The organism is Pseudomonas sp., assembly GCF_028293835.1.
In the GTDB taxonomy this organism is placed as follows: Bacteria; Pseudomonadota; Gammaproteobacteria; order Pseudomonadales; family Pseudomonadaceae; genus Aquipseudomonas.
In genome coordinates this window covers 25356-50254 of record NZ_JAQGNX010000015.1, presented here as the reverse complement: position 1 = coordinate 50254, position 24899 = coordinate 25356, and the positions used below count along the sequence as shown (strand labels likewise).

Here is a 24899-nt window from a genome sequence, read left to right as displayed (position 1 = left end):
TTTACCGTGTATGGTGAACTAAAGGCACCTAATGGCCTCTCAGGACTGGCCCCTATGCTATTGGTTATCCGTTTATATATATCTACCATTTTAACATCGTTAAAAGATGTTAAGTATTTGACGTTCTTATTAATCTTGGAGACTGCTTTTTTCCTAATGGCAAAGTTTAGCTATGCAGGTTTACGTTTCCAATATTTAACGCTATTTGCGTTCTTATGTATTCTACCTAGATGTGCGGTGATGCGTTCTCCGGATAGAGCTATCTTCTTAGCGCTTATATTTACTGTTGGAATATTAGGTTTTGCTTCAAAAGCTCGCAACATAGTCGACGGAGCCAACGTCGGTGACTCGCCTTTCATCCCCTATCAACTTTTTTGGGAAAAGTAATGGACGCCTCAGTTTCCGTAATACTGCCACACTACGATGCAATCGATACAATTAAGCGTAGTATAGATTCGATAGTAAATCAGACCCTGCCAGTTGGTGAGGTAGTAATAGTTGATGATGGAAGCTCCGTTGCCGATGAGCTTAGACTTTTAATCTCCAGCTATAAAGATATCGTGCCGATAGTTTTCATAGCTGAACCGGTTAATCGCGGTGCAGCGCATGCCAGGAATATTGGGATTCAACACAGTAGGTTCAAATATTTAGCTTTTTTAGATGCTGATGATGTGTGGCATCCGGAAAAAATTAAGACGCAATATACCTTGATGGAAGAGAATGGTATTTCATTATCGGGTCACGGCTATGTTTTTAATCTTTTCAATGAAAACTTTGAGACTAGCATTTCCGATGAATTTGTAAGTCTATCTGAACAAAATTTTATTTGGGGCAATCCGTTATTTACGCCCACTGTAATGGCTCGACGTGACGGGTTCATTTTGTTCGACGATCAATTTAGAAGAATTGAGGATTACAAGTGCTGGTATGAAAACTTAGCTAACGGTAAATTTGTTCGTATGTCCGCTAATTTAGCGGGCGGATTCAAAGCGCCGATTGGCGTATCCGGATTGTCGGGCTCAATTAAATTAATGCATTTGGCCTACCTAGGTGTTTTAAGCAGTCTGTTGATTGAGAAAAAAATGAAGCTACAAAACTATATTTTGGCGGCTGTATGTGAATATATTAAATATCCTATCCGCTTAGCAGTTTTTAAGTTAAAGGTTAATAGATGAGTACGGAATTGCTTGTGCCACGTTTCGCAGTATTGCTAAGTGCCTATAATGGCATAAAGTGGTTGGAGCCTCAGGTTCGGACAATAATAGCTCAGCGTGCCGTCCGGGTTACGATCTTTGTGAGTATTGACCAATCGTCCGACGCTACTGAAGATTGGATTAAGCACAATGCATTAATAAATACAAATATAGTGGTATTGCCGGTCGGTGAAAGGTTTGGTGGAGCTGCGAAGAATTTCTTCCGGTTGATTCGGGACGTAGATTTTAAAAACTTTGATTATTTATCTTTTGCCGACCAAGACGACATTTGGTTGGAGGATAAACTTATTACAGCCCATGAAAAAATAGTCGAGTATGGTGTTTCTGGGTACTCAGGCAATGTAACCGCCTTTTGGCCGGATGGTCGAGAGTACCTTATTGATAAAGCCCAACAGCAAAAGAAGTATGATTTTTTATTTGAAGCTGCAGGGCCAGGATGCACTTATGTCTTGAAAATTGCCCAAGCCTTAAGCTTTAAAGAGTTTCTCGTCAGAAATTGGACTTTTGCTAACGGCATTTCTTTGCACGATTGGTTAATATACGCGTGGTTCCGGTCGAACGGATTGAAATGGTATATAGATCCAGTACCAAAAATGTTGTATCGGCAGCACAATAACAATCAGGTTGGGGCAAACTCGGGGATTAAGGCTCTAGTAGCGAGAGTCAATTTGTTAAGAACTGGGTGGTATCGACAGGAGATTTGGAAGATCGCTTTCTTATTAGGTGATAAAATACCTGGGTTACCAAACAGTTTGTCTGAAAACGGAAAAATCCCTAGGCGCTTTCTTTTCACCAATGCCAAACGACTTCGCCGCAGGTTCCGCGATCAAATTTTTTTGTTAGTGATTGTTGCCTTAGGAATTTACTGAGGCTAGGATTAATTTTGATGTTAAGAGTAATGTTGACTGGCGCGTCAGGCTTTGTTGGTAGTGCGTTACTTAAGAGACTAATTGCTGATGGCTACGTCTGTACGGTCGCGGCTAAGTTTGGGCGGGGAAGGTATCCGAGTGATGTAACAGTTAAAGCAATAGACTCTTTAGATCGCCAGGTTGATTGGTCAGAACTTGTCAATGGCCAGGAGACAGTGGTTCATTGTGCTGCTCGCGTGCATATAATGAATGACGCAGCTTCGGACCCTTTAGCTGAGTTCAGACGCGTTAACGTCACCGGTACTTTAAGACTGGCGGAAGAAGCAGCTCGCTACGGGGTTAAACGCTTCATTTTCATAAGCTCCATCAAGGTAAATGGTGAATCAACTCAGCCTGGCTGTTCATTCAGTGCGGATGACGTACCTGCGCCATGTGATGCCTATGGGATATCCAAAATGGAAGCCGAACAAGGTTTACGGCAATTGTCTGCAGAAACGGGTATGGCGGTTGTTATCATTCGACCGGTTCTAATTTACGGCCCCGGTGTTAAATCTAATTTTCGACGCATGATGGCTTGGCTGTATCGAGGAGTTCCATTACCGTTGGGATCTATCGATAATAGACGGAGTTTGGTAGCGCTAGATAATTTAGTTGATCTAGTATCGATTTGCATGATCCATCCTCGTGCCGCGAACCAAACGTTCTTGATTAGCGACGGCGAAGATTTATCCACGCCCGACCTTCTTATTCGTATGGGTAAGGCGCTAAATAAACCCGCGCGTTTGTTATCTGTACCGACATATGTTCTTGAGTTTCTCGCAATCTTGTTCCGACGGGCTGCGATTGCACAAAGGCTGTGCGGTTCACTTCAGGTAGATATCAGTAAAACCTGTACCTTGTTGGATTGGAAACCCCCGTGCAGCGTAGATGCCGCGCTGGCCGAGACCGCTAAAAATTTCAAAAATAATGTAGATGTTGATTAAATGTCAGACAGGACCATTGGCGGAGGTATTGTGTTGGGTCATATTTGGTTAATCCCCATCGTAGGAATCATTGCGCTTTTGCTAACATGGATATTAAGGCGTTATGCGTTACAGCGCAGCGTTTTGGATATACCCAATGCGCGGAGCTCCCACACTATTCCAACACCAAGAGGCGGCGGTGTCGCTATTGTGGTCAGCTTCCTCATCTCGCTTTTTTTATTGGCAATGGAAGGTGAGGTACCGTGGAATGTCACTTGGGCGCTAGGTGGTTCAGGCGCAGTAGTAGCGATTCTTGGTTTTCTCGATGACCATGGCCATATAGCTGCCCGCTGGCGTCTGTTAGGGCATTTTAGCGCTGCCCTTTGGGTATTACTATGGTTAGGTGGAGTCCCACCAATAAACGTGCTTGGCATTACTATTCAACTCTCTTGGGTGGGCGATACCCTCGGTGTCTTATATTTAGTCTGGTTGCTAAATTTATATAATTTTATGGATGGAATAGACGGAATCGCTAGTGTAGAAGCGGTTTGTGTATGCGCGTCGGCTTGCATTATCTATTGGCTGACGGGCCACCCTGAACTCATATTGGCTCCTCTATTATTAACCATGTCCGTTTTGGGATTTCTGTGTTGGAACTTTCCTCCAGCCAAGATTTTCATGGGCGATGCTGGCAGCGGCTTCCTTGGTATAGTCTTGGGTATACTTTCGTTACAGGCGGCGTGGGCTACTCCTGCCCTTCTTTGGGTGTGGCTAATACTGATGGGCGTGTTCATAGTGGACGCAACTTTTACGTTGACGCGTCGTTTACTACGGGGAGACAAAGTTTACGAAGCTCATCGTAGCCATGCTTATCAGTTTGCATCACGAAAGATGGGTCGACATTTACCCGTTACAATAGCGGTCGGAGTAATAAATATTTTTTGGTTATTGCCGATTGCATTGTGCGTGGTCGTTTTCAAAGTAGATGGGTTAATTGCAGCTTTATGTGCCTATGTCCCACTGACGCTTTTGGCAATTAAATATAAGGCTGGTGCACTCGAAAAAACGTAAACTGGCTTTTCCGAGCTTTATGTTTACTAAATTAATCGTAATCAATGATAGTTGTCCATTGGTATCGGTTTAACTGCAAGGAGTTTATTAGAGGTGATGGATAAATTAAGGGTGTTTTTACTGGCTTTGCCACGTCGTCGGAAAAGGTTAGTTCAGGTGGTCGCGGATGTGGTCCTAGTATGGACTGCCTTATGGTTGGCGTTTGTGGTTAGGCTTGGCGTCGATGAAATGGCTAACCCTTTTACAGCCCACTTATGGCTATTTTTAACCGCGCCTTCAGTTGCTATTCCATTATTTATTCGGTTTGGCATGTATCGCGCTGTTATGCGATATTTTGGCAATGACGCGTTAATTGCGATTATCAAAGCTGTCAGCCTTTCTTCGTTAATCCTTGGTGTCGCCGTCTATTGGTACAGCAATCATCAAACCATTGTGCCCCGCTCAATAATTTTTAATTATTGGTGGCTGAGTATGGTCATGATTGGCGGTGTGCGGTTAGCCATGCGTCAATATTTCTTGGGCGATTGGTTTTCTGCGGCCCAGCATGTACCGTTTACTAGCCGAGACGATGGACTGCCTAAGGTTGCTATCTATGGCGCTGGTGCAGCTGGCAACCAACTAGTCGCGGCATTACGTATGGGGCGGCTTATGCGTCCTGTTGCATTTATTGATGACGATGAAAGTATCTCAAACCGGGTCATCTCTGGGCTGCAAGTTTACAAACCTAGACATATTCAGAGAATGGTGGATGTCACAGGTGCGCAAGAGATCCTTTTAGCAGTACCGTCTTGTTCGCGCGGCCGTCGTAGAGAAATACTCGGATACCTAGAAGGTTTTCCTTTACATGTTAGAAGTGTGCCGGGCTTTATGGACCTAGCCAGTGGCAGGGTTAAAGTAGACGACATTCAGGAGGTGGATATTGCCGATTTATTGGGGCGCGATCCCGTGCCAGCACAAGAACTGTTGTTAGAGCGCTGCATCAGAGGGCGTGTGGTACTGGTGACCGGGGCAGGAGGATCAATAGGGTCTGAATTGTGTAGGCAGATTCTCACATTGTGCCCGGTAACCCTATTGCTTTTTGAGCATGGCGAATTTAATTTATATACTATAATGTCTGAGCTTGAACAACGTATAAGCAGAGAGTCCTTACCCGTAAAGGTGTTACCAATACTCGGTTCTGTGCGTGATCAGAGTAAGCTTGTAGATACAATGCGGATGTGGAATGTTGATACTGTGTATCATGCTGCCGCCTATAAGCATGTGCCAATGGTTGAGCACAATATAGCTGAGGGTATTCTTAACAATGTTATTGGTACCTTAAACACTGCGCAAGCGGCGTTGCAGTCTGGTGTTTCGAACTTCGTGCTTATTTCGACTGATAAAGCCGTACGTCCTACTAACGTGATGGGTAGTACCAAGCGTCTGGCAGAGCTAACATTGCAGGCGCTTAGTCGTGAAGTAGCGCCTGTCATGTTTGCTGACAAGGCGAAGGTATCAAGGGTTAACAAAACCCGCTTCACTATGGTTCGCTTTGGTAATGTCTTAGGGTCGTCCGGCTCTGTGATTCCGTTATTCCATAAACAAATTAAGTCTGGGGGGCCACTGACAGTTACGCATCCAAATATTACTCGTTATTTTATGACGATTCCGGAAGCTGCTCAGTTGGTGATCCAGGCGGGTTCGATGGGGCAAGGCGGGGACGTTTTTGTTCTAGATATGGGTGAACCCGTAAAGATAGTGGAGCTTGCCGAAAAAATGGTTCACTTGTCCGGGCTAAGTATCCGGTCGGAAAAGAATCCGCACGGAGATATCTCCATAGTGTTTACGGGGCTGCGTCCGGGTGAGAAACTGTATGAGGAACTATTAATTGGGGATAATGTGGTTGCAACCAGCCACCCCATGATAATGTGTGCAAACGAGGATTGTTTATCTTGGGATGCGCTCAAGACCAAGTTGACAGAACTTCTCGCTGCCATTGACGAAAATGACTACACTAAAGTTCGTCATGTTTTGCGAGAAACCGTAAGCGGTTATACCCCAGAGGGTGATATTGTTGATTGGATATTTCAGCAGCATCGTCTAAAAAGTTAGAAATTTGACTCAGGGTATACAATTTTAGATGAATGGTACGCGTATCATGTTTTAATTTACGTTGTGTAACCGGTACATGACTTTTAATTACACCGATGCATGTAATCTGCAGATAGATAAGTCATAGACCCTGTAACTAATTGGAGAAATTGGCATCTGTCATATCGCCGCCGCGATTTTAAAAACCGCGGATGTTCGCTAATATCCAAGAAAAATAGATCTAATGGTATATTCAAGCTGTGATGGTGACGCTGGTCTGCGGAGTGGCAGTGCAGCGTTAAGTGTACTCAGTCTTGATTTTCGGCCTCTCCCTATGGCAGTCTCGATTTAATATGAAAAAAGTACTTGCCTCATCTCTGTCCCTCTTATTGGTACTTGGCCTCATTCTATCGATTTGGGCATGTTTTGCTCCTGGCTTTATGTCTTATGACTCCATGGTTCAATATAAAAGCGCTCTCGACCAGCACTATGTTGATAGTCATCCGCCAATGATGTCGTATATATGGCATCTATGTATGTTTTTAATACCGGGTCCACAGAGTCTCCTCTATTTTCATCTAACGCTTCTAGCCCTTGGTATAACAATGTGGCAATTGAATCTCAAGAATGTTTTCTGGGGCATGTCAATACCTATATTGTTTTTTCTTCCTTGGATAGCCAATTTTTCAGGGGTTCTATGGAAGGACGTCGGAATGGCGTTTTCCTTGCTCGTTGCGACTGGATTGCTATTTAGTCGCAATAAAAAATATTGGAAGTGTTTCGCAGCAGCGTTATTTTTAATATATGCGCTTGGGGTTAGGTATAATGCGATACTTGCAGTAGTACCGGTATTATTCTTCTCGTTTAAATATTACTTCCCAAAAGCCCGTTTTTGGAATGCTACGCTGGCTACGGTATTGCTTTCAGTAGCTCTTTTGGCTGCTGTATCAGCGATAACGTACGGATTTATAAAAGCAGAACGGAAACACTTAGAAACGTTTCTAATGGGTGACGATATTGCACAAATCTCGGCTAAAACTAACCAAAATTTGCTTCCTTGGGTAAAGCATGATGATTTGCTGGTTTGCTCCGTACCACCGATCTTATATGAACGAGCAATGTGTTTTATTAGTAAGGGTTACGACCCTAGCGGGAGTTTGGTTGTAGATGTTCCATATGAGTCAACATACGCATTGTGGGAAAAGACGGTTGTTGCCCATCCGTTCGTTTACGCCTCGATTAGAATTGAAGCGTTTCTTTATTTTCTACGTCCTCCGCTGGCGCAACCCGGGTTCACTTGGTTCCTTGGTATTACGCGAAATGATTTCGGCATTCGAATGTCGCATCCTGAGGCGGCTGGGGTTCTGGAACGCTATATGGTGCTAACGAACGAAACCGTACTAAGTGAACTTTTCAAGCCTTATATCTGGTTGATGCTAGCAGTTATCACTTTTATATGGGCTAGCAGGTTATCGGCGTCTATAGAAAAAACGCATATATTGGTGTTGAATGCCTCATCGTTAGGTTGCTTTTTGAGCTTGTTAATCGCGGTGCCTTCCGTAGATTTTCGTTACGTCTATTGGTGTGTAATCGCTACCTCCCTCTCAATCATAATATTGGCATCTACTTACCAACGTTTTTCGCGTAATGGTTCGACAGCGGATGTCCTTTAACGCATATATACTAAGCTGCTGGAGGCGGTAATCTTCTATGTTGCGCTTGTAATATGGCGGCGTTGCAAACGACGCGGGAAAGAATCCTTTCGGTCCGCAAATCCGGCTGTTCAGTTCAGCGATACGCCCAGAGCAGGTTCCGCAGCAGGTTTGGACCCAAAGCGAACGCTGATCGCTCGCTCATGTCTTAGGTTGATAGCTAGATTTATGAGGTGGGGTTTACTTGATGTCTTCTAGGTTCTAACGGCAACTATAATTCCAGCTATAATTAGCGCCACACCCAGAAAATACTGAGCTTCAAATCTTTCGCCAAATATGAAGTGACTCGCTATGGGGACCAATACAAACGCTAATGCCATAAGTGGATATATTTTTCCTAATTCAGATTTTTGGAGCACGTACACCCAGAGCAGTGTAGTCAACCCGTAAAGGAGAAAAGCTAAAAGTAAAATTCCTATAAAACGAGGGTCAAGCCAGGAACCACTCTTTTGTAGAGAAGCTGCACTAAGTTTAAATAATATTTGGCCGCAAGCAATTCCGACAACGCATACAATCGCCAGTAACGGTATCATTTTCTAGTCCGTAGTTTATGAAAAGGTCGTTTTGGTACTGAAGCAATATCGTAGCCAATAGACGCCAGTAAGAATTGAACACCGAGAATTAACGGGAGCGCAGATGCCATTACCGTACCTGCACCGGTAGAGATTCCTGAGCTGATAGAGTCGATCCATTTAATTGCGCCATAAATGCAGCCCGATAACATTAAGGCTATACCTAGCGGCATTTCTACTGACGCTAGCGACATATCGCGAAGGTAGTAATTATACAGTATTCTTTTGCTGAAATTTCGGGAATGTTTGAACAGGAATTCTATAATAATTTTCGATGTCTTTAAATTGCTGACCTCGCTTCCATATTTAGCATCCATAGGAACATCGACAGCGACAGCGCGTAAAATATTAAGCCTAAATAGCATATCGGTTTCGAAAAAGTATCTATTACTGATTTTCTCGAATGGCAGATGCTTCACGACCTCCGAATGAATTGCTGTAAATCCGTTAGTTGGATCAAATAAGTTCCAATAGCCGGAGGATATTTTTGTCATAAATGAAAGTACTGCATTACCGAACAGCCGGATTTTAGGCATTGTTCTGATCTGCTCTAGGTCAAAAAAACGATTACCTTTCGTGTAGTCGGCTTCACCTAAAACTATTGGCAGTATAAAATCCGGTATGAGTGCAGGATCCATCTGCCCATCGCCATCGACCTTTACAATAATATCCATCCCTTCACTAATCGCAGCCTTGTAACCCGTCATCACTGCACCGCCGACGCCAAGGTTTACGGGGTTTTTTAATACCGTAACCCGTTCATCTATACAGTGTTTTGAAACGTATTCACCTGAACCGTCAGGGCAGTGGTCATCAACCACGTAGATTCGCTCTACCTCGGATCCTATTGCAGAAATAACGCCCAAGATATGCTCGCATACCTTGTAGGAAGGAATTACGACGGCGACTCTAAAATTGTTTTCTGTTCTAGGTATGCTCAATTGTTTCAAAATCGTTCCCTCAGATCAGCGTCACTGCCGACAATTAACTTTTAATTTTGTTAAGTTCGTGGCTACGCTTTATCGTCTAGGATATCCACGATTGTTCCTTTGCTAAATTGAAGATTCAGTGTTGACATTTTTCCTTTATTTGGTGGAGATAGTACGCGATGAAAGTATTAATGTCATGCCCAATAGTCGCTTTGATGCTTTTGACTAAACCTCTCGGTCCAGCGTCATGATTAGTCTGCATCGTTGGCAGGGGCTTGGTCGTGACAAGGCCTTGTCCAGGAAGCAGCTGAAAACGGCTGTGTTTCTATCGCGCCGTCGATTATTCAGGCTCGTCGAGGTCGCAAGTATGCTGGTGACAGAGGAAAGGCAAGGACCCCCCCTGTCTGCTCGCGCTGCTGTTGACGATAGGTTGGGTGGCTTGGTATTCGGCCGTATCGAACAAGGGTCATACCGGTCGTTATGCCCTGTACCGGGTCGATCCGTTTCTCTGGGCATATGCCATCAAGTAAGGCATATATTTGCGTCGCTGCCCGGTTCGGCTACGATCATTTCGCCACGCATTGGAAGTTATCGCACTACCTGAACTCGAAAAACTCTACGCTTATGTGATGAAATTGCCCCAGCGTTTAGAATGGCTACGCTAAGTTTTGAGCATGTAGACAAGCATTTGATACTGCGTTAGCATCGTTCAGTATCGAATAGATGTATATCAACCGAGTCTAACGAAATGCCCGCTTATCTATGTCCCGTATGTGATGCTTCTCTAGTGAATAGCTTTTATGATTGGCATATGTCCTGCACCGTTTGTGGTTACGAAAAATCTGATCTCTTGCCTACGATTAACGAGCAGTCGGCTCATGAGCATATTGATGAGAGCATGCGAGAAACAGGACTGCGTGATTTGCGGGTAAGCAATTTTCGGATCTTGTTGGATGTGATCAGAAAATTTAAGAGTGAAGGTGGCAGATTGTTGGACGTTGGCTGCGCACATGGCTGGTTTGTTGAGCAGGCCATGACCGAATTTGATGTTTTGGGCGTTGAACCCGACAGCGTCGTATTTCAATCGGCCGCCGCACGAGGATTACCAGTTCGCTTGGGGTATTTTCCGGAGGCCTTAGAGGCGTCCGAGAAATTTGATGTAATCGTATTTAATGATGTTATAGAGCATATACCTGAGATAGCGAAGGTAGTTGCTTCGTGCCGAGACAGGCTGATTGATGGTGGATATTTGGTTATTAACTTACCCAGCAGCCGTGGCTTTTTTTACAAACTTTCAAAGCTTCTTGCAAGAATTGGATACGGGGTTTTTTTCGAGCGATTATGGCAGAAGGGGCTACCGTCTCCCCACGTGCATTACTTCAATGAGGATAACCTATCAGCACTTCTTAAGCGCAATAATTTCACGACGATGCACAATGGAAGATTGGCGGTTCTAGGTCTTGCTGGCTTACATACGAGAATTTCTTATACCGGAAATATGGGGGCAGCATTGCGGCTGATTATTTACGTTCTTGTAGCCATATCGTTACCTGTGCTCCGGTTATTGCCGAGTGATATTATTTACTCTATTTCGAAGAAGTCATGAGCGATGCTGTCTTCGCCTGCTTGCAATGCGTATAGTTTGTTTAATTAACACTGGTTACCATTAAGGGCACAAACAAGATGCTGGGTAATAACCTGAATTCGAAGGCACCGCTCGCCGGTACCTGAAGTTGAGCCAGTATGAATACGCCGAAACTGGCCAGCAAAAAAATCTAGGCGAGATCTACCTAAGCTGAACAGCAAAAGGGGTTATCAGGTGGAACTTCAGTTCAGCGGCAAGCGATCATGCGGGCTGGATCAGCATGAAACCACTTAACCCGATGTACATGAGCAAGTTGAAAGGAATCATAGTAAGGTTTGCCAGCCACTCGAGTACGCCGGGGTGGCGGGTCAGCAATACGGGGCTGTGCAAACGACCAGACAGCAGCGGCCAACGCGACCCCAGCCAGATTTGCGGCGTGTTCTCATCGAACGGTCACGGGCAAACACCAGTACCGCATCGTGTTGCGCACGGATGCGCGCCCACAATCGTACAACTATTTGGCCGGCGAGAAGATAAAACAGAACTGCCCAGACCGTACGCCGTACCTAAGATTGCTGACGCCCTAATACAGGCTGTGTGACCACCATGCCTGGCCTGTGCGGCATCGATTAATTCGGGAATGGCTCGACGCGTTGCACCAGACACACCGCAGCGTTCCACTCGCGAATGGATTCGCTCCTACAGAGCCTTGCGATTAACCTGCTGCCGCCAATAATCCAGTAGACCGCGCAACGTGTCTTCCAGGGCAATAGTGGGTTGCCATCCGGTGGTGTGCTTGAGGCAGTCGCTACTGCCTACGGCCACAGGAATGTCGGAAGGGCGTAGACGCTCGGGGTCTAGCTCCACCGTGACCGGCACTGTACTTAGCGACAGCAGCAGGTCCAGTACATCGCTTATCTTCCGGGACTGGCCGGAGGCGATGTTCATGCAGCGCGGATAGTCGCTGCTGTCGGCCAATTTCAATAATTTCAGATAAGCGCCGCAAACGTCCTGCACGTCCAGGAAATCCCGGCTGGCTTGTAGGTTCCCCACTTTGAGTATCGGCGATTGCTGGCCTGACTCGATCAGCGCAATCTGCCGGGCGAAGGAGGCGGTAACGAAATCCGCCGACTGCTGGGCGCCGATGTGGTTGAAGGGGCGGGCGATGACGCCTTTCATGCCTTGGCGAAAATATTCCCGGAAGGCACTTTCAGCTGCCAGCTTGCTCGCCGCGTAAGGGTTCAGCGGCTCGCAACGAGTTTGTTCGTCCACTGCAATGCCAGCCTTGAACGCTGCGCCATAGACCTCCGAAGAGCTGGCAAACAATACAAAGGCTTTTGGCGCGTGCTGCCGAACGGCTTCAAGCAGGTTCACGCTGCCCATCACATTGGTCTGCCAGGTTCTAAGGGGGTCATTGAAACTGGTGGGCACGTGGGAAATCGCCGCCAAATGCAGGATATGGGTAGGCTGAGCTTGAGCGACGGCCTCAGCCAGCGACTGGGCGTCACGAATGTCGCACACGATCTGCTCATCTGAAACGGGGTGGTTAGCCAACAATCGACCGGTCAAGGCGATGACTTGATAACCGGCTTGTTGGGCTCGGGCAGTGAGTAGCGGGCCAACGAAACCGTTAGCGCCTGTCAGCAACAAGCGTGACATCCCTTTCCTCTCTCTCTGTGCGCCTTTAGTAAGGTTACAACGCGTCGATTTCTCGCGACTTGCTTAAGCCTGGCGCCTCTTGGAACTAGCAGTAAGGGTAGAAGATATCATGCCTTTCGCGCACGGACGTGCAGGTAAATGAAGTGGAAAAACCCTTGAAGGCTCAAGAGCGAAGGGGGGGTTGAAGACCGGTACGGCCGTTTGCCGAAATAAGGCTGATTAGCGCAACGAACCGCCCTTAAAACAATTTGACCGCTGAAGGCTGAGCCTCTTCGCTGAGGTTCTGCCGCTGATCCTCGGCTCGGCGGTTATGACGCTTACCGCTGCGTATCATGCTCAACGCGATTAACGTTCCGACGACCGAAACAAGGGCCCAGCACAGTAAAAAGGTCGCCATGGCGGCTCCAGAAATTGCAACGACTCTGACGTGTTCGCGCAGATAAAGTGTATCGCGCATGATAATTCCCGCCAATTTACCCGGAAAATCGTACAGTTCAAGGGGAAAAATCAATTTTCAGGCGTCAATAAATTTACTTCGGCGGCACATGCGATTATTTGCCGTTCTAAAATTGACGGTTACGTCTAACCCCGCTTTTTTTAACAGTAATTTCGTCAGTGATTTCAATAAGCTATCACGTGAAATAAGCGCTAGCGCCACTGCCGTTTTTCTGTCGCGGCGTTTGGCTTAAACCGTAGTCGGCAAAAATAATTTGAGTCTCCGAGAGATCCCCTGAGGATGCGCGACAGCGCGGCGTCGGAGACGTTGCGGAACCTCCCACAATAACTGCGTGTATTTCACCTTAATATCCGGTAACTCATGCCGTTTTGACGAACGGCTGCGCTCGGCTACCTTCTAAAAGCAGCTTCGGAACGCTGCGTCCCACCCAACATATGGAGCTTCACTTATGCGCAGTCCATTACTCAGGTCTTTGTTGTTTGCCGTTTTCGCTAGCGCCTCTGTTGCTGTAAATGCGGCGCCTGCCGCGCAACCCGCTCCGACATCCGCTGCCGCCATGAGCCCCCCGGCGACTCACCCTGAACCCTCTACCATGGTCAAGCCCAACACCGCTGAACCCTTTGCCAAGGTCAATCTCAACACCGCTGACGCCGATACGCTGCAGAAGGAGCTCACAGGCATCGGCCATGCAAAGGCCAATGCCATTGTTGCTTACCGCGAAGCCAATGGTGATTTCGCATCGGTAGACGAGTTGCTTGAGGTCAAGGGCATCGGCAAGGCCATTCTGGACAAGAACCGTGACAAGCTGGGTATCAACTAGCTAAAGGACGTTGCCAATTGAGGCTGATCATGGTGATCAGCCTTTTTTTCGCCTGGCTTTTTTGAATCGAGACAGGCAATTCAACTGGACGCTGGCCGTGAGGCTCAGACGGTCTATGCTTTCAGTCCGCATGTTGTACTCGGTTGGGGCTCCTTGACACTGTCCATGGCGGCCATCATATAATCCGCCAAAGATTACACTTGTAATATAAATGCCCTCATCCCAGTCCCGCAGGAGTCGTTATCCATGAGCACTTCCAATAGCACAGGCACTGCCCTTATCACTGGCGCTTCTTCCGGCATCGGCTTCACATACGCCGACCGCTTGGCTAAGCGTGGCTACGACCTGCTCCTGGTCGCTCGCGATCAAGGCCGTCTCGAGGAAATGGCAACGCGACTGCGCGAAACTGGCGTGAAGGTCGAAGTGTTGAAGGCCGACTTGATAGATAAAGACGATCTGGACACGGTTCAACAGCGTTTGCGCACTGACGCGTCGATTTCGCTCCTGGTGAATAACGCCGGGGTGGCGTCTGTCGGTACGTTGGCAGCATCTGAGCTGGGTGGGCTGGACAGGATGATTCAGCTTAACGTGGTGGCGCTCACTTATCTGGCGTCGGCCGCAGCGGATAACTTTTCCAAAGCCGGGCGCGGATCAATCATCAATATTGCCTCGGTCGTCCCGCTGTTGCCGGAGCGATTCAATGCAACCTACGCGGCGACCAAGGCTTACGTGTTAAGTCTGACGCAATCGTTGGAAGCTGAGCTCAAAGTGTCCGGTGTACGCGTTCAGGCGGTATTACCAGGCGCAACGCGTACTGAAATTTTTGATCGCAGTGGTATGGACCTGAGCAAGTTCCCTGCGGAAATGGTAATGGAAGTGGGGGAAATGGTCGACGCCGCGCTGGCCGGTTTTGATCAGGGCGAATTGGTTACGATTCCGTCGTTGGCTGACGCTGCCGATTGGGATGCATTTATCACTGCCCGCAGTGCGTTAGGACCTAATTTATCGTTAAGCAGTGCCGCTGCCCGTTATAAAAAGGCGTCGGCTGCTTGAGCTTCTTTTTAAAGTTGAGGGTTATTGCATGAGCGGACGCCGAGTCGTTGTGACAGGTATGGGCCTGGTTTCGCCGTTGGGCACTGGCGTGGAAGCCGTGTGGAAACGGTTGCTGGCGGGCCGGTCCGGTTTGGTTCGGCTGCCTGATGAAATAGTCGACGATCTACAGGGCAAGGTGGGCGGTGTTGTTCCGCTGCTGGCCGATGACGCCGAAGCGGGGTTCGACCCGGACCTGGCTGCTGCGCCTAAAGAGCAGAAGAAAATGGACCGCTTCATCGTCTACGCCCTGGTGGCGGCCAAAGAGGCTGTGGCTCAGGCCGGTTGGGTCCCGGACACTGCCGATGCCCAGGAACGTACTGCGACGATTATTGGCTCGGGTATTGGCGGTTTCGGTGCCATTGCCGATGCGGTGCGTATCACCGATAGCCGTGGGCCCCGTCGTTTGTCGCCGTTCACGATTCCATCGTTTCTGGTGAACCTGGCGGCGGGTCATGTGTCGATTCAACACGGTTTTAAAGGACCGCTCGGCGCACCCGTGACGGCCTGTGCGGCGGGTGTTCAGGCCATTGGCGATGCAGCGCGGATGATTCGCTGCGGTGAAGCGGACATCGCGATTTGTGGCGGCGCGGAAGCGGCCATCGATAAAGTCAGCCTCGGTGGTTTTGCGGCCGCCCGGGCCTTGTCCAGTGCGTTTAATGCCACGCCGGAAAAGGCGTCGCGACCCTTCGACCGTGACCGTGATGGGTTCGTCATGGGGGAGGGCGCAGGTATCCTGGTGATTGAGTCCCTCGATCACGCGCTGGCTCGTGGGGCCACACCGATTGTGGAGCTGGTCGGTTACGGCACCAGCGCCGACGCGTATCACCTCACTGCCGGGCCGGAAGACGGCAGCGGCGCACGGCGTGCGATGCAAGCGGCGATTCGTCAGGCGGGCATTCAGCCATCCGAAATTCAACACCTCAACGCCCATGCGACTTCCACTCCAGTGGGGGACAAGGGCGAGATGGCGGCGATTAAATCGTTGTTTGGTGATCAGGAGTCGATTGCGGTGACCTCCACCAAGTCAGCCACCGGGCACTTGCTCGGCGCAGCAGGCGGGATCGAAGCGATCTTCACGGTGCTTGCCATTCGCGATCAAATCGCCCCCGCAACCCTCAACTTCGAAAACCCCGACGATGCCGCCCAAGGCATCGACATCGTCCACGGTGCAGCACGACCGATGGACATTGAATATGCCCTGTCCAATGGATTTGGTTTTGGCGGGGTCAACGCTAGCGTGCTGTTTAAACGCTGGAGGGAATAACCGGGTTCAGGATCTCGGTCCTACAAACACTATTCAACGACTCTGGTCTTTCGTCTGCTGCTTCAACCATTCCCGGGTGTCGTCAAGAATCCGGTCGGACAGCGCAGGGTCGAGGGCGCTGCGTGATAAGACAATTGCGCCGACCAATGCCGACAACATCACCGTGCTTAGCTCTGAAATCTGCGCTTGGGTGTCGGGCAAGCCCTTCTCGATTGCGCGTAAACGGTTGTTGATTACTTCGTCGGTGATCGCACTGGCCTGACCGCGTTGTCCCAGCTCCGCAGACATCGTCGGCAATGGGCAGCCTTGGGCAGGTGAGGCGCGATGCGCGGCGGATAAATAGTGATCGATGAACCCTGCCAACGGTTCATCGGCTTGCCCGAACAAACCATCGCAATGAGTGGCAAGAGTATCCACCGCTTGGCGCAGAGACTTCTCCACCAAGTCGTCTTTGGACTTGAAGTGAGCATAAAAGCCGCCGTGGGTCAGCCCCAACGCTTTCATCAGCGGTTGCAAGCCAGTTGCGCCAATGCCATCGCGGCGAAAACGCGCAGAGGCCTCGTTGATGATTCGTTGGTGGGTTTGGGCTTTATGGTCTTCCGAGTAACGCATTGCCGGGGCTCCCGAGCGTGGCTCTATAAAATGCTGGGCATAATTTTGTCATGGATACACAACGTGCCGCAGCATTCATTTGAGGTTCCACGTTCCGCCGGTCAGATCGAGTGCCCAGCCAAACTCATCAATGCGGCTGGGCAGATAACCCCTTATTTCAATCCTAATATCTTCTGCAGCATCTCTGGCCGAGGGGCGCCCTGTTGCTGTTGCATGTGGCCTTGGTCGTCCAGGTAGAAAATCGAGGGCGTTGCTGATAATCCCAGGTCGGTCATCAATTGCTGGTTGTCATCCAGCTTGGTCTGTATGTCTTTTGGAATATTGGCCAGCGGTTTCAATGAGCTGCTCTTCCCGGCCTTTTCGTGGGCTTGCAACGCGTTTTCGGGGGATTTGTCAGCCAGCAGTGCGGCGGCTTTGGCCGGGCTGGTTTCGCTGATGATGCCGACCATTATGTGCCGCAGCTGCACTTTGCCGGAGTTCACCCACGGTCGCGCCTGTTCCCAAAACATGTTGCAGTACGGGCAGTTCGGATCGCTGAACAGGTACACCACGCGAGGTGCGGTTTTGCTGCCGTCAGCGATCCAGGCGCTGTTTTCCATCTTCGCCCAGACTTCCTTCGCCATCGGCGCGTAAACCAGGGTGTCCAACGGCCCTTTACTCAAATCGTTGCCTTGTTCGTCGTACAAATTACCCACCAATACATGCTTGCGGTCTGCCGTCAGGTACAGCGCAATGCCGTGGTTTTGATACTCCGCGGCATAGCCACGCAACCCATCGGGCGCATCGAAACTGCCGGCGATTTTCGCGCCTTTGCTTTCCATTGCCTTGATCGCGGACGGCAGCTCTTCGGCATGCAGCAGCGAATTTTGCAGGGCGATCAGGCCGATGGCCGCGACTAACAGGGGGCGAGAAACAGTCATGGTGTTGTCCTTGGACGTAAAGAAGAGTCGAAACTGTCGAGCAAATGGGTCAGGCTGGCGTTGGACAGTTCGCCCAGATGGCTACCGAGCAGTCGGCCGTCAGCCTTATAAAAAACCGTGGTTGGCAAGGCCATGGTGCCGACGTGTTGCGCCAGTTGGCCGCCGCCATCAAACAACACATTACGTAGATTCAGACGCTGTTGGGCGATGAAGGTGCTGACGGTCTGGGGGCTTTCGGCTTGATTCACGAACAGAAAAACCACGTCGTCGCGTTCGTTCTGCGCCTTTTCCAGCACCGGCATTTCTCGGCGGCAGGGTGGGCACCAGGTCGCCCATAAATTGATCACCAGATTTTTGCCCCGGTAATCCGACAATTGCACCGACTCACCGGCTGCGTTGCGCAAGGTCAGCGCTGGCAGCTGCGCATTGTTCTCGTAGATGCCCGCGCCCATGTTCGCCAGCAACCAGAACAACAAACCGCTGCCGATCCCAAGCCCCAAAGTCCGGCGCATTTCCGGTTGGCGCCAGGCGCGCCATACGCCACCGGCAACGACCGCCAGCACCCCCGGCCAGATCAGAAAACCACCGTCGCGGATGTCGATTATCTGCCACGGCTCGCCGCGAAACTGTGGCCAGTAACTGATCACGAAGCCAATCCGCGCCGTGAACAACCCCAGCAAGAACAGGTTGAACACTGTCGAGCCAGGGGCCGAGCCGCCGCGATTAGCCGCTAACCAGCCGACTAGTGTCGCCAACCCCAGCGCGAGGAATAACAGCAGATGATTCAAGGCCAAGGCGAAAGGGCCGATCAAAAAACTCAGCATCAGCCTCGCCCCTGGGTAGTTTTCCAATGCTGCAGAAAAGTCTCCGCATCAATTTCACCGGTAATACGCCGGTCACGCCGTTCTTCACCGTTGGGGCCAACCCAGATCAGGCTCGGCGGTCCAGGCACGTTGTAACGACTCAGCAGTTGACGGCTGGCCTCGGAGTCAGCGGTCACGTCCAGACGCAACAAGCGCACACGTTCCAACGCATATTGGACGTCGGGCTTGGCAAACACCTGTTTCTCCATGATCTTGCAGGACACACACCAGTCGGCATAGTAATCAACCAATACCCATTGTCCTTGTGCCTTGGCGGCGTCGAGCTCTTGCTGCAACACGGCGGGCTCAGTGATCGTCAGAAACGAATCGTGTCCTGGCGCTGAGCGCCCTGATGTATTCAACAGCGGCCATGCAATGAACAGCGCAGTACCGAGAAGCAGCACGCCAAACAATTTCTTTACCCGATTCATCCACGGCCCCGGCTTGGGCATGAATCGATTACCCACGGTCACCAGCAACAACAGTGGTACGCCAATGCCCAAGCCCATGGCGAACAACACCAAACCGCCAAGCAGTGCGTTGCCGCTTTGTGCAATATAGAGCAGGGCACCGGCCAGCGGCGCGGTCATGCAGGGCCCGACCATCAACCCGGATAACGCCCCCAACACACCCGCGCCGACCAAACTGCCGCCACCCTGTTGCGGTCCGGTATTTGCCAGTCGATCACGCAAAAACGCCGGCAACTGCAATTCGAACAAGCCAAACATCGGCAGCGACAGCACCACGAACAACGCGGCGAAACTGCCAAGCAGCCAGGGCTGTTGCAGAACGGCTTGCAAATTGCCGCCCAGCAACGCCGCCAGCACGCCCAGCCCGGCATAGATCGACGCCATGCTCAGCACATAGATGCCCGCCAGCAGCACGCCGCGCTTCATACTCGCACCGCTGCCCACCACGACACCGGCCAGAATCGGCAGCATAGGCAGAGAACAGGGGGTGAAGGCCAGCAGCAAACCCAGCCCGAAGAAAACCAACAGACTCCAGCCAGGCGACCGCCGTTGCAGGGAACTGGCCAACGCTTGATCCTGAGCTTGATCCACGACAGGCGTGGCGCTGCTGCCGCCCAGATTCAACATTGTGCTCTGGGGCGGGTAACAGAGTCCGGCATCGGCGCAGCCTTGCCAGCCGATCTTTACTTGCCCGTTGGCCGCAGCGGGAATCAGCAATTCCAGCGAGTGCCGATAGACCTTTTGCTCGCCGAAAAATTCGTCGGAGTGGGCCTCGCCGTCAGGCAGCTGGGGCGTGTTCTGCCCAGAGAGTCCGTCGAACTTCAATCGCTGTTGATACAGGTAATAACCGTCGCTGATCTGCCATTGCAGCCGGGTTTCGCCCGACGTCAACTTCTCGGAAGTGAAAGAGAATGCTTGCGCTACCGGCAGAAAATCAGCCTGTTTAAACGGGTCGCTGGCGGGCAAAGCCTGAGCCAGCCCGGGTACTAACAGAAAGATGAACAACCAGAAAATACGCATCGAAAGCCTTACTGTCCAAAGTCGAGGCACGCAAGAATGCAGGGTGTCGATTAACCGAGGATTAATAGGCATAGCATCAGGCCAACCCGGATTTTTAAACCGCCCGACAAGGATCCCGCGCGCCGCGCCACAGTGCGGCGTCGAAAACGGGGCATAATCCCCTCTTAATCTTCACCCGTTTCAATAGCCCATTTTCCCGAGCCGCCACCCATGCACGTATTGCTCTGCGAAGACGATGACCTGATTGCCAGCGGCATTGTCGCCGGCCTCAATGCCCAGGGCTTGACAGTGGATCATGTGGCCACAGCGGCGGCTGCGCGGGCGATGGTGCGGGTGGCGCACTTCGATGTGATGGTTCTGGACCTCGGTCTTCCCGATGAAGATGGCTTGAAGCTGCTGCGGGATTTGCGTCAGAACGGTCTGCAACTCCCGGTACTGATTCTTACCGCCCGTGACAGCGTGACCGATCGGGTTGCCGGTTTGCAGTCCGGAGCCGATGACTACCTGCTCAAACCCTTTGACCTGCGTGAACTCAGCGCGCGCTTGCACACGCTGATTCGTCGAGTGGCCGGGCGCTCGGTGAATCTCATCGTACATGGCAGCCTGAGTTATGACCCCAGCAGCCGCGAAACCCTGTTGGCCGGTCGCGTGGTGGACCTTTCGCGGCGTGAGCAATCGTTGCTGCATGCGCTGCTGCACAGTCGCGCAAGGGTGCTGTCCAGCGACCAATTGAAAGACAGCGTCTACGGTGTTGGCGATGAAGTAGAAAGTAATGCGCTCAACGTTCATATCTTCAATCTGCGCCGCAAGCTCGGCGCGACCATCGTCGAAACCGTACGCGGCGTGGGCTATCGCTTAGGCCCCGCCGACGCCGCGAACACTTCGCCCGGATCGCCGCCATGAGCTTGCGATTACGCTTGAGCCTGATTCTCGGCTCGGTGTTCGTGCTGATCTGGTCGTTGGCGGCCGCTTGGATGCTGTGTGATTTGCGTCAGCAAATGATGCAGTCGCTTGATGCGCGTCTGGGTGCGTCGGCACACATGGTGGCCGGGCTGCTGGAACAAATGCCAATGCCCAGCAAAAGCGACAGCACGCCCATGACCGCTGAACAAATGGGCATGCCCAGCGGCATGACATGTCAGGTCAGTTCGCTGCGCGGTGAAGTGCTGGTGCGCAGCCATGCCAATCCCGATCAAACCCTTGATGCCGAACAATCCGGTTTTAGTGACCAACAGATAAACGGTGACCGTTGGCGCACTTTCACCGTGACCCAGGGTGACGTGCGGATTACCACAGCCGACCGCCTGGACGAGCGCGAGGCCCTGCAATACTCGATATTGTTCGCTGCTTCCGTGCCGGTGGCCGTGGCATTGTTGGGCAGCCTCGCCTTGCTGTGGGGCGGGATAGGGCAGGGTCTGGCGCCGCTCAACCGCATGCGCGACGCCTTGCGTCGGCGCAGTGCGGATTCGTTAGATCCGCTGGACGTGTCGGGCCTGCCTCGGGAGCTATGGCCGCTGTTGGAAACCCAGAACCAACTGTTTCAGCGCATTGCCCAGGCGATGGAGCGTGAACGGCGTCTGACCGGCGACGCGGCCCACGAACTGCGCAGCCCGTTGACCGCAATCAAAACTCACTTGCAAGTGGCGCGCATGACCGAAGGCGAGGCACGGGATCGTTCGTTGGCCAATGCCGAGGAGGGCGCAGACCGCTTGCACCGCACCCTGGAGCAACTGCTATTACTGGCCAGGGTTGAAGGCAGTCTGTCGTTTGAAGATGGCGTGCAATACAGCGCCGAAGAAGTAGCCCGGTTGGCGATGCAGGATGCCGGCCCTGGCGGCACCCAGCGTATCCTATTGCAACTGGCGCCTGGACTGGCTTCGACTTGTCTGGCGATGCCTTCGGTGTTGGCCGTCGCTGGTTTGCGCAACCTGCTGGACAATGCATTGCACCACACACCGGCTGATGCCCAGGTTGAATTACAGGTTGAAACCTTGGCCGACAAAGCCTGCTTCCGCGTGCGTGATCACGGCCCAGGTATAGCCCCTGAAGACCTGAAACACCTGACCCAACGTTTTTGGCGCAACGGCAAAAGCGCCGGGTGCGGGTTGGGTCTGGCGATCGTCCAGGCCATCGTTCAACGCTGTGCGGGCTCACTTGAGTTCGACACTCAAGTCCTTGGCTTAAGCGTCGAATTGCACCTGCCGCTTCGGACTCAGGCCCTGCTGCCAGACGGCGAGAATACCGCTGGAGAGCGCAGTTCGAGCAAGTAGTAAAACGCGCCGCCGAGAATGCAGCCGGTGAACCAGGCAAAGTTGGCAATCGGTTGGAACCACGGCACGAAGCTGAAGCACAGACCAATCACCCCCGCTGCGATCAATGCATTGATGGCGGTCCAGTTAAAGCCGTTGCTGTACCAGTAGCGCCCGGACGGCGTGTCATCGAACAGCGCGTCGACATCAATCTGCTGACGTTTCACCAGGTAATAATCCACCAGCAGAATGCCGAACAGCGGGCCGATGCAGGCGGCCAGTACGTCCAGGGTGTAGTGGATAACGGCCGGGTTATTGAACAGGTTCCACGGCGTGATGAATACCGACAGCACAGCAGCAATCATGCCGCCCATGCGCCAGCTGATTTTGCTGGGGGCTACGTTGGCGAAATCGAAGGCAGGCGAAACGAAGTTGGCAACGATATTGATGCCAATGGTTGCCGTTACAAAAGCAAAGGCGCCGAGCAATACCGCCGTGGTGTTGTCGATACGTGCCACGGTGGCAATCGGATCGTGGATCATTTCGCCAAAGATAGGCAACGTACCGGACACAATCACCACCGTGACCAGCGAAAAGGCCAGGAAGTTGACCGGCAGCCCCCAGAAATTACCTCGGCGCACGTCCGCCATGCTCCGTGCATAACGGCTGAAATCGCCGAAGTTAAGTGTGGGGCCGGAGAAGTACGAGACCACCAGCGCGGTCGCCATCACGGTTTGCCCAAAAGCTTCCCAGCCGGAAAGTTTTTTCTCCGCCAGGGTGAAACTTATATTGCTCCAGCCAGCGCGCCAAACGATCCAGCCCGCCAATAAAAACATCACCGCATACACCGCCGGCCCGGCCCAATCGATGAAGCGACGGATCGAGTCCATGCCGGTCCAAAACACCACGGCTTGCAGCACCCACAAGGTCAGAAAACCGAACCAGCCGAGATAGGAAAGTCCGGCAAAGGTTATTTGCTGATAGGCAGATAACTCAGGAAAAAAGCGCAGCACCACGATGATCAACGCGCTGGACGCCAAATAGGTTTGCACGCCATACCAGGCTACGGCGATCAGGCCGCGAATCACTGCCGGTATGTTTGCGCCAAACACGCCGAACGCCAATCGACAAATCACCGGGTAGGGCACGGCGGCTTGTTGGCTGGGTTTGGCGATCAAATTGGCGATTACCTGGATGAAGCAAATGCCGACCAGCAATGCGATCAGTACTTGCCAACTGGCCAGGCCCAGGGCGAACAAGCTGGAAGCAAACACATAGCCGCCAACGCTGTGCACGTCGCTCATCCAGAAGGCAAAAATGTTGTACCAATTCCACGTTTGCGGCAGTGGGCCGAGGTCTTTGTTATAGAGGCGTGAGCTATAACCCGCCGGACGTTGCTCATTCATGACACGTTCTCCCTGTAGGGTGTGCTTGCACTGACATCGGGTACGGGACTTTGTATTGTTGTATACGATTCGATACGCACGATGTGTGCCAATGGAGCCATGGCCACAACGCAAGCACGTTCAAACCGGTGGTTTCAGGAGGTTGCAAGGCGTCGCGTCAATCCGGGGCAGAACTTGAGCGCCGCCCGAACGCCCAATGGCGGTGCACCTGCGCCTATGCGGTGCAAGCATCAGCAGCTTTATTGGAAGCATTAATCAAGGCTGGATCGGCGGTCTCGTGCTGACTTATAGTTGTATACAATTATTTGATAGTTTGCTCAGAAGCGAGGCGTGTCGATGCGTATTCAGGTGATCAACCCCAACACCAGCCAAGCCATGACCCATAAAATCGGCGTCGCTGCACAAGCCGTCGCACGGGCGGGCACCGAGATTTTCCCGTGCTGCCCGCAGGACGGTCCTGAATCCATTGAAGGGCATTTCGACGAGGCGATTGCTGCCGTTGGCCTGCTCGAAGAAATTCGAAAAGGCGTGGCCCACGGTTACGACGCCCATGTCATCGCTTGCTTTGGCGATCCAGGCTTGTTGGCTGCGCGGGAGTTGGCCATCGGGCCGGTCATTGGTATTGCCGAGGCGGCGTTTCACTTGGCCAGCCTTGTTTCTACCCGCTTTGCGGTAATCACTACCTTGGGCCGCACGCGGATCATTGCTGAGCATTTGTTGCAGCGTTATGGCATGCAGGGCCTTTGCACATCGGTCAGTTGCCTGGAAATTCCTGTGCTCGCGTTGGAAGCCTGCGACGACGCATTGATCGAGCGTATTGCTGTTGAAGGGCGCCGGTTGCGCGATGAAGAGGGCGCAGGCGCTATCGTGCTGGGGTGTGGTGGTATGGCTGACCTTCGCCAAGTGTTAAGCGAGGCCATTGGCATCCCCGTGGTGGAAGGCGTCAGCGCGGCGGTGAAACTTGCCGAGTCATTGGTGGAATTGGGTCTCGGTACGTCGAAACACGGCGATTTGGCCTTCCCGCTGGGCAAGGGTTTTACCGGCCGATACGCGCACTTGAGCCGTTAGTGACACGGAACAGCC

Annotated in this window: 23 protein-coding genes; 14 read left to right on the top strand and 9 right to left on the bottom strand. The window is 51.6% G+C overall.

Annotated elements, in window-relative coordinates:
• From JWR17_RS02000 to JWR17_RS01970, 7 genes are all read left to right on the top strand, one after another.
• A partial coding sequence (locus JWR17_RS02000; RefSeq protein WP_299827786.1) for a hypothetical protein occupies nucleotides 1–387 on the top strand: 387 nt, incomplete at its 5' end.
• Nucleotides 387–1175, top strand: a complete 789-nt coding sequence (locus JWR17_RS01995; RefSeq protein WP_299827784.1) for a glycosyltransferase family A protein — start codon at nucleotides 387–389, stop codon at nucleotides 1173–1175. The genes JWR17_RS02000 and JWR17_RS01995, both read left to right, overlap by 1 nt.
• Nucleotides 1172–2083 (top strand): glycosyltransferase, encoded by a 912-nt coding sequence (locus tag JWR17_RS01990; protein ID WP_299827782.1) that lies wholly within the window; start codon nucleotides 1172–1174, stop codon nucleotides 2081–2083. Before JWR17_RS01995 ends, JWR17_RS01990 begins: the two co-directional genes overlap by 4 nt.
• Nucleotides 2084–2097: 14 nt before the next feature.
• Nucleotides 2098–3066 carry an SDR family oxidoreductase gene (locus JWR17_RS01985; RefSeq protein ID WP_299827780.1) on the top strand — a complete coding sequence of 323 codons (969 nt, stop codon included), beginning with the start codon at nucleotides 2098–2100 and terminating at the stop codon, nucleotides 3064–3066.
• 33 nt (nucleotides 3067–3099) lie between these two features.
• Nucleotides 3100–4116, top strand: coding sequence for a glycosyltransferase family 4 protein (locus JWR17_RS01980; RefSeq protein ID WP_299827794.1), 1017 nt, complete (start codon nucleotides 3100–3102; stop codon nucleotides 4114–4116).
• Nucleotides 4117–4212: 96 nt separating this feature from the next.
• Nucleotides 4213–6207 carry a nucleoside-diphosphate sugar epimerase/dehydratase gene (locus tag JWR17_RS01975; RefSeq protein WP_299827792.1) on the top strand — a complete coding sequence of 665 codons (1995 nt, stop codon included), beginning with the start codon at nucleotides 4213–4215 and terminating at the stop codon, nucleotides 6205–6207.
• 332 nt (nucleotides 6208–6539) lie between these two features.
• A complete protein-coding gene (locus JWR17_RS01970; protein WP_299827778.1) occupies nucleotides 6540–7859 on the top strand; it encodes a hypothetical protein in 1320 nt (439 codons plus the stop codon).
• Nucleotides 7860–8092: 233 nt separating this feature from the next.
• Here JWR17_RS01970 and JWR17_RS01965 read toward each other — a convergent pair whose 3' ends face one another.
• A complete protein-coding gene (locus JWR17_RS01965; RefSeq protein WP_299827776.1) occupies nucleotides 8093–8431 on the bottom strand; it encodes an EamA family transporter in 339 nt (112 codons plus the stop codon).
• Nucleotides 8428–9420, bottom strand: coding sequence for a glycosyltransferase family 2 protein (locus tag JWR17_RS01960; protein WP_299827774.1), 993 nt, complete (start codon nucleotides 9418–9420; stop codon nucleotides 8428–8430). Before JWR17_RS01960 ends, JWR17_RS01965 begins: the two co-directional genes overlap by 4 nt.
• A 727-nt stretch (nucleotides 9421–10147) precedes the next feature.
• Here JWR17_RS01960 and JWR17_RS01955 point away from each other — a divergent pair.
• A complete protein-coding gene (locus JWR17_RS01955) occupies nucleotides 10148–11005 on the top strand; it encodes a class I SAM-dependent methyltransferase (RefSeq protein ID WP_299827772.1) in 858 nt (285 codons plus the stop codon).
• Between the two features lie 678 nt (nucleotides 11006–11683).
• On the opposite strand, the gene JWR17_RS01950 is transcribed toward JWR17_RS01955, so the two are convergent.
• Both JWR17_RS01950 and JWR17_RS01945 read right to left on the bottom strand, forming a co-directional pair.
• Complete coding sequence (locus JWR17_RS01950; RefSeq protein WP_299827770.1) at nucleotides 11684–12643, bottom strand: GDP-mannose 4,6-dehydratase; 960 nt, start codon at nucleotides 12641–12643, stop codon at nucleotides 11684–11686.
• 238 nt (nucleotides 12644–12881) lie between these two features.
• Nucleotides 12882–13100: a hypothetical protein gene (locus JWR17_RS01945; protein WP_299827768.1), complete on the bottom strand. Its 219-nt coding sequence runs from the start codon at nucleotides 13098–13100 to the stop codon at nucleotides 12882–12884.
• A 448-nt stretch (nucleotides 13101–13548) separates the two neighbouring features.
• On the opposite strand from JWR17_RS01945, the gene JWR17_RS01940 reads away from it, so the two are divergent.
• The 3 genes from JWR17_RS01940 (at nucleotide 13549) to fabF (ending at nucleotide 16276) form a co-directional block, all read left to right on the top strand.
• Nucleotides 13549–13920 carry a ComEA family DNA-binding protein gene (locus tag JWR17_RS01940; protein WP_299827766.1) on the top strand — a complete coding sequence of 124 codons (372 nt, stop codon included), beginning with the start codon at nucleotides 13549–13551 and terminating at the stop codon, nucleotides 13918–13920.
• Between the two features lie 246 nt (nucleotides 13921–14166).
• Nucleotides 14167–14973 (top strand): SDR family oxidoreductase, encoded by an 807-nt coding sequence (locus tag JWR17_RS01935; RefSeq protein ID WP_299827764.1) that lies wholly within the window; start codon nucleotides 14167–14169, stop codon nucleotides 14971–14973.
• A gap of 28 nt (nucleotides 14974–15001) precedes the next feature.
• Nucleotides 15002–16276, top strand: a complete 1275-nt coding sequence (gene fabF, locus JWR17_RS01930; RefSeq protein ID WP_299827762.1) for a beta-ketoacyl-ACP synthase II — start codon at nucleotides 15002–15004, stop codon at nucleotides 16274–16276.
• Nucleotides 16277–16309: 33 nt separating this feature from the next.
• Here fabF and JWR17_RS01925 read toward each other — a convergent pair whose 3' ends face one another.
• The 4 genes from JWR17_RS01925 to dsbD form a co-directional block, all read right to left on the bottom strand.
• Nucleotides 16310–16888, bottom strand: a complete 579-nt coding sequence (locus tag JWR17_RS01925) for a TetR/AcrR family transcriptional regulator (protein WP_299827760.1) — start codon at nucleotides 16886–16888, stop codon at nucleotides 16310–16312.
• A gap of 152 nt (nucleotides 16889–17040) precedes the next feature.
• Entirely contained in the window at nucleotides 17041–17808 is a 768-nt protein-coding gene (gene dsbG / locus JWR17_RS01920) for a thiol:disulfide interchange protein DsbG (protein ID WP_299827758.1), read from the bottom strand.
• Nucleotides 17805–18632, bottom strand: a complete 828-nt coding sequence (locus JWR17_RS01915) for a TlpA family protein disulfide reductase (protein ID WP_299827756.1) — start codon at nucleotides 18630–18632, stop codon at nucleotides 17805–17807. Before JWR17_RS01915 ends, dsbG begins: the two co-directional genes overlap by 4 nt.
• The gene (dsbD, locus tag JWR17_RS01910) at nucleotides 18632–20161 is read right to left on the bottom strand and encodes a protein-disulfide reductase DsbD (protein WP_299827754.1); all 1530 of its coding nucleotides are present in this window, start codon (nucleotides 20159–20161) and stop codon (nucleotides 18632–18634) included. The genes JWR17_RS01915 and dsbD overlap by 1 nt, the downstream gene beginning before the upstream one ends.
• A 210-nt stretch (nucleotides 20162–20371) precedes the next feature.
• On the opposite strand from dsbD, the gene JWR17_RS01905 reads away from it, so the two are divergent.
• Nucleotides 20372–21064 carry a response regulator transcription factor gene (locus tag JWR17_RS01905; protein WP_299827752.1) on the top strand — a complete coding sequence of 231 codons (693 nt, stop codon included), beginning with the start codon at nucleotides 20372–20374 and terminating at the stop codon, nucleotides 21062–21064.
• Nucleotides 21061–22431, top strand: coding sequence for an ATP-binding protein (locus JWR17_RS01900; protein WP_299827751.1), 1371 nt, complete (start codon nucleotides 21061–21063; stop codon nucleotides 22429–22431). Before JWR17_RS01905 ends, JWR17_RS01900 begins: the two co-directional genes overlap by 4 nt.
• Here the strand turns inward: JWR17_RS01900 and JWR17_RS01895 are convergent.
• Entirely contained in the window at nucleotides 22374–23816 is a 1443-nt protein-coding gene (locus tag JWR17_RS01895) for an NCS1 family nucleobase:cation symporter-1 (protein ID WP_299827749.1), read from the bottom strand. The genes JWR17_RS01900 and JWR17_RS01895 overlap by 58 nt on opposite strands.
• 336 nt (nucleotides 23817–24152) lie before the next feature.
• Between JWR17_RS01895 and JWR17_RS01890 the strand changes: the two genes are divergently transcribed.
• Nucleotides 24153–24884 carry an aspartate/glutamate racemase family protein gene (locus tag JWR17_RS01890; protein WP_299827747.1) on the top strand — a complete coding sequence of 244 codons (732 nt, stop codon included), beginning with the start codon at nucleotides 24153–24155 and terminating at the stop codon, nucleotides 24882–24884.
• Nucleotides 24885–24899 lie beyond the last annotated feature (15 nt).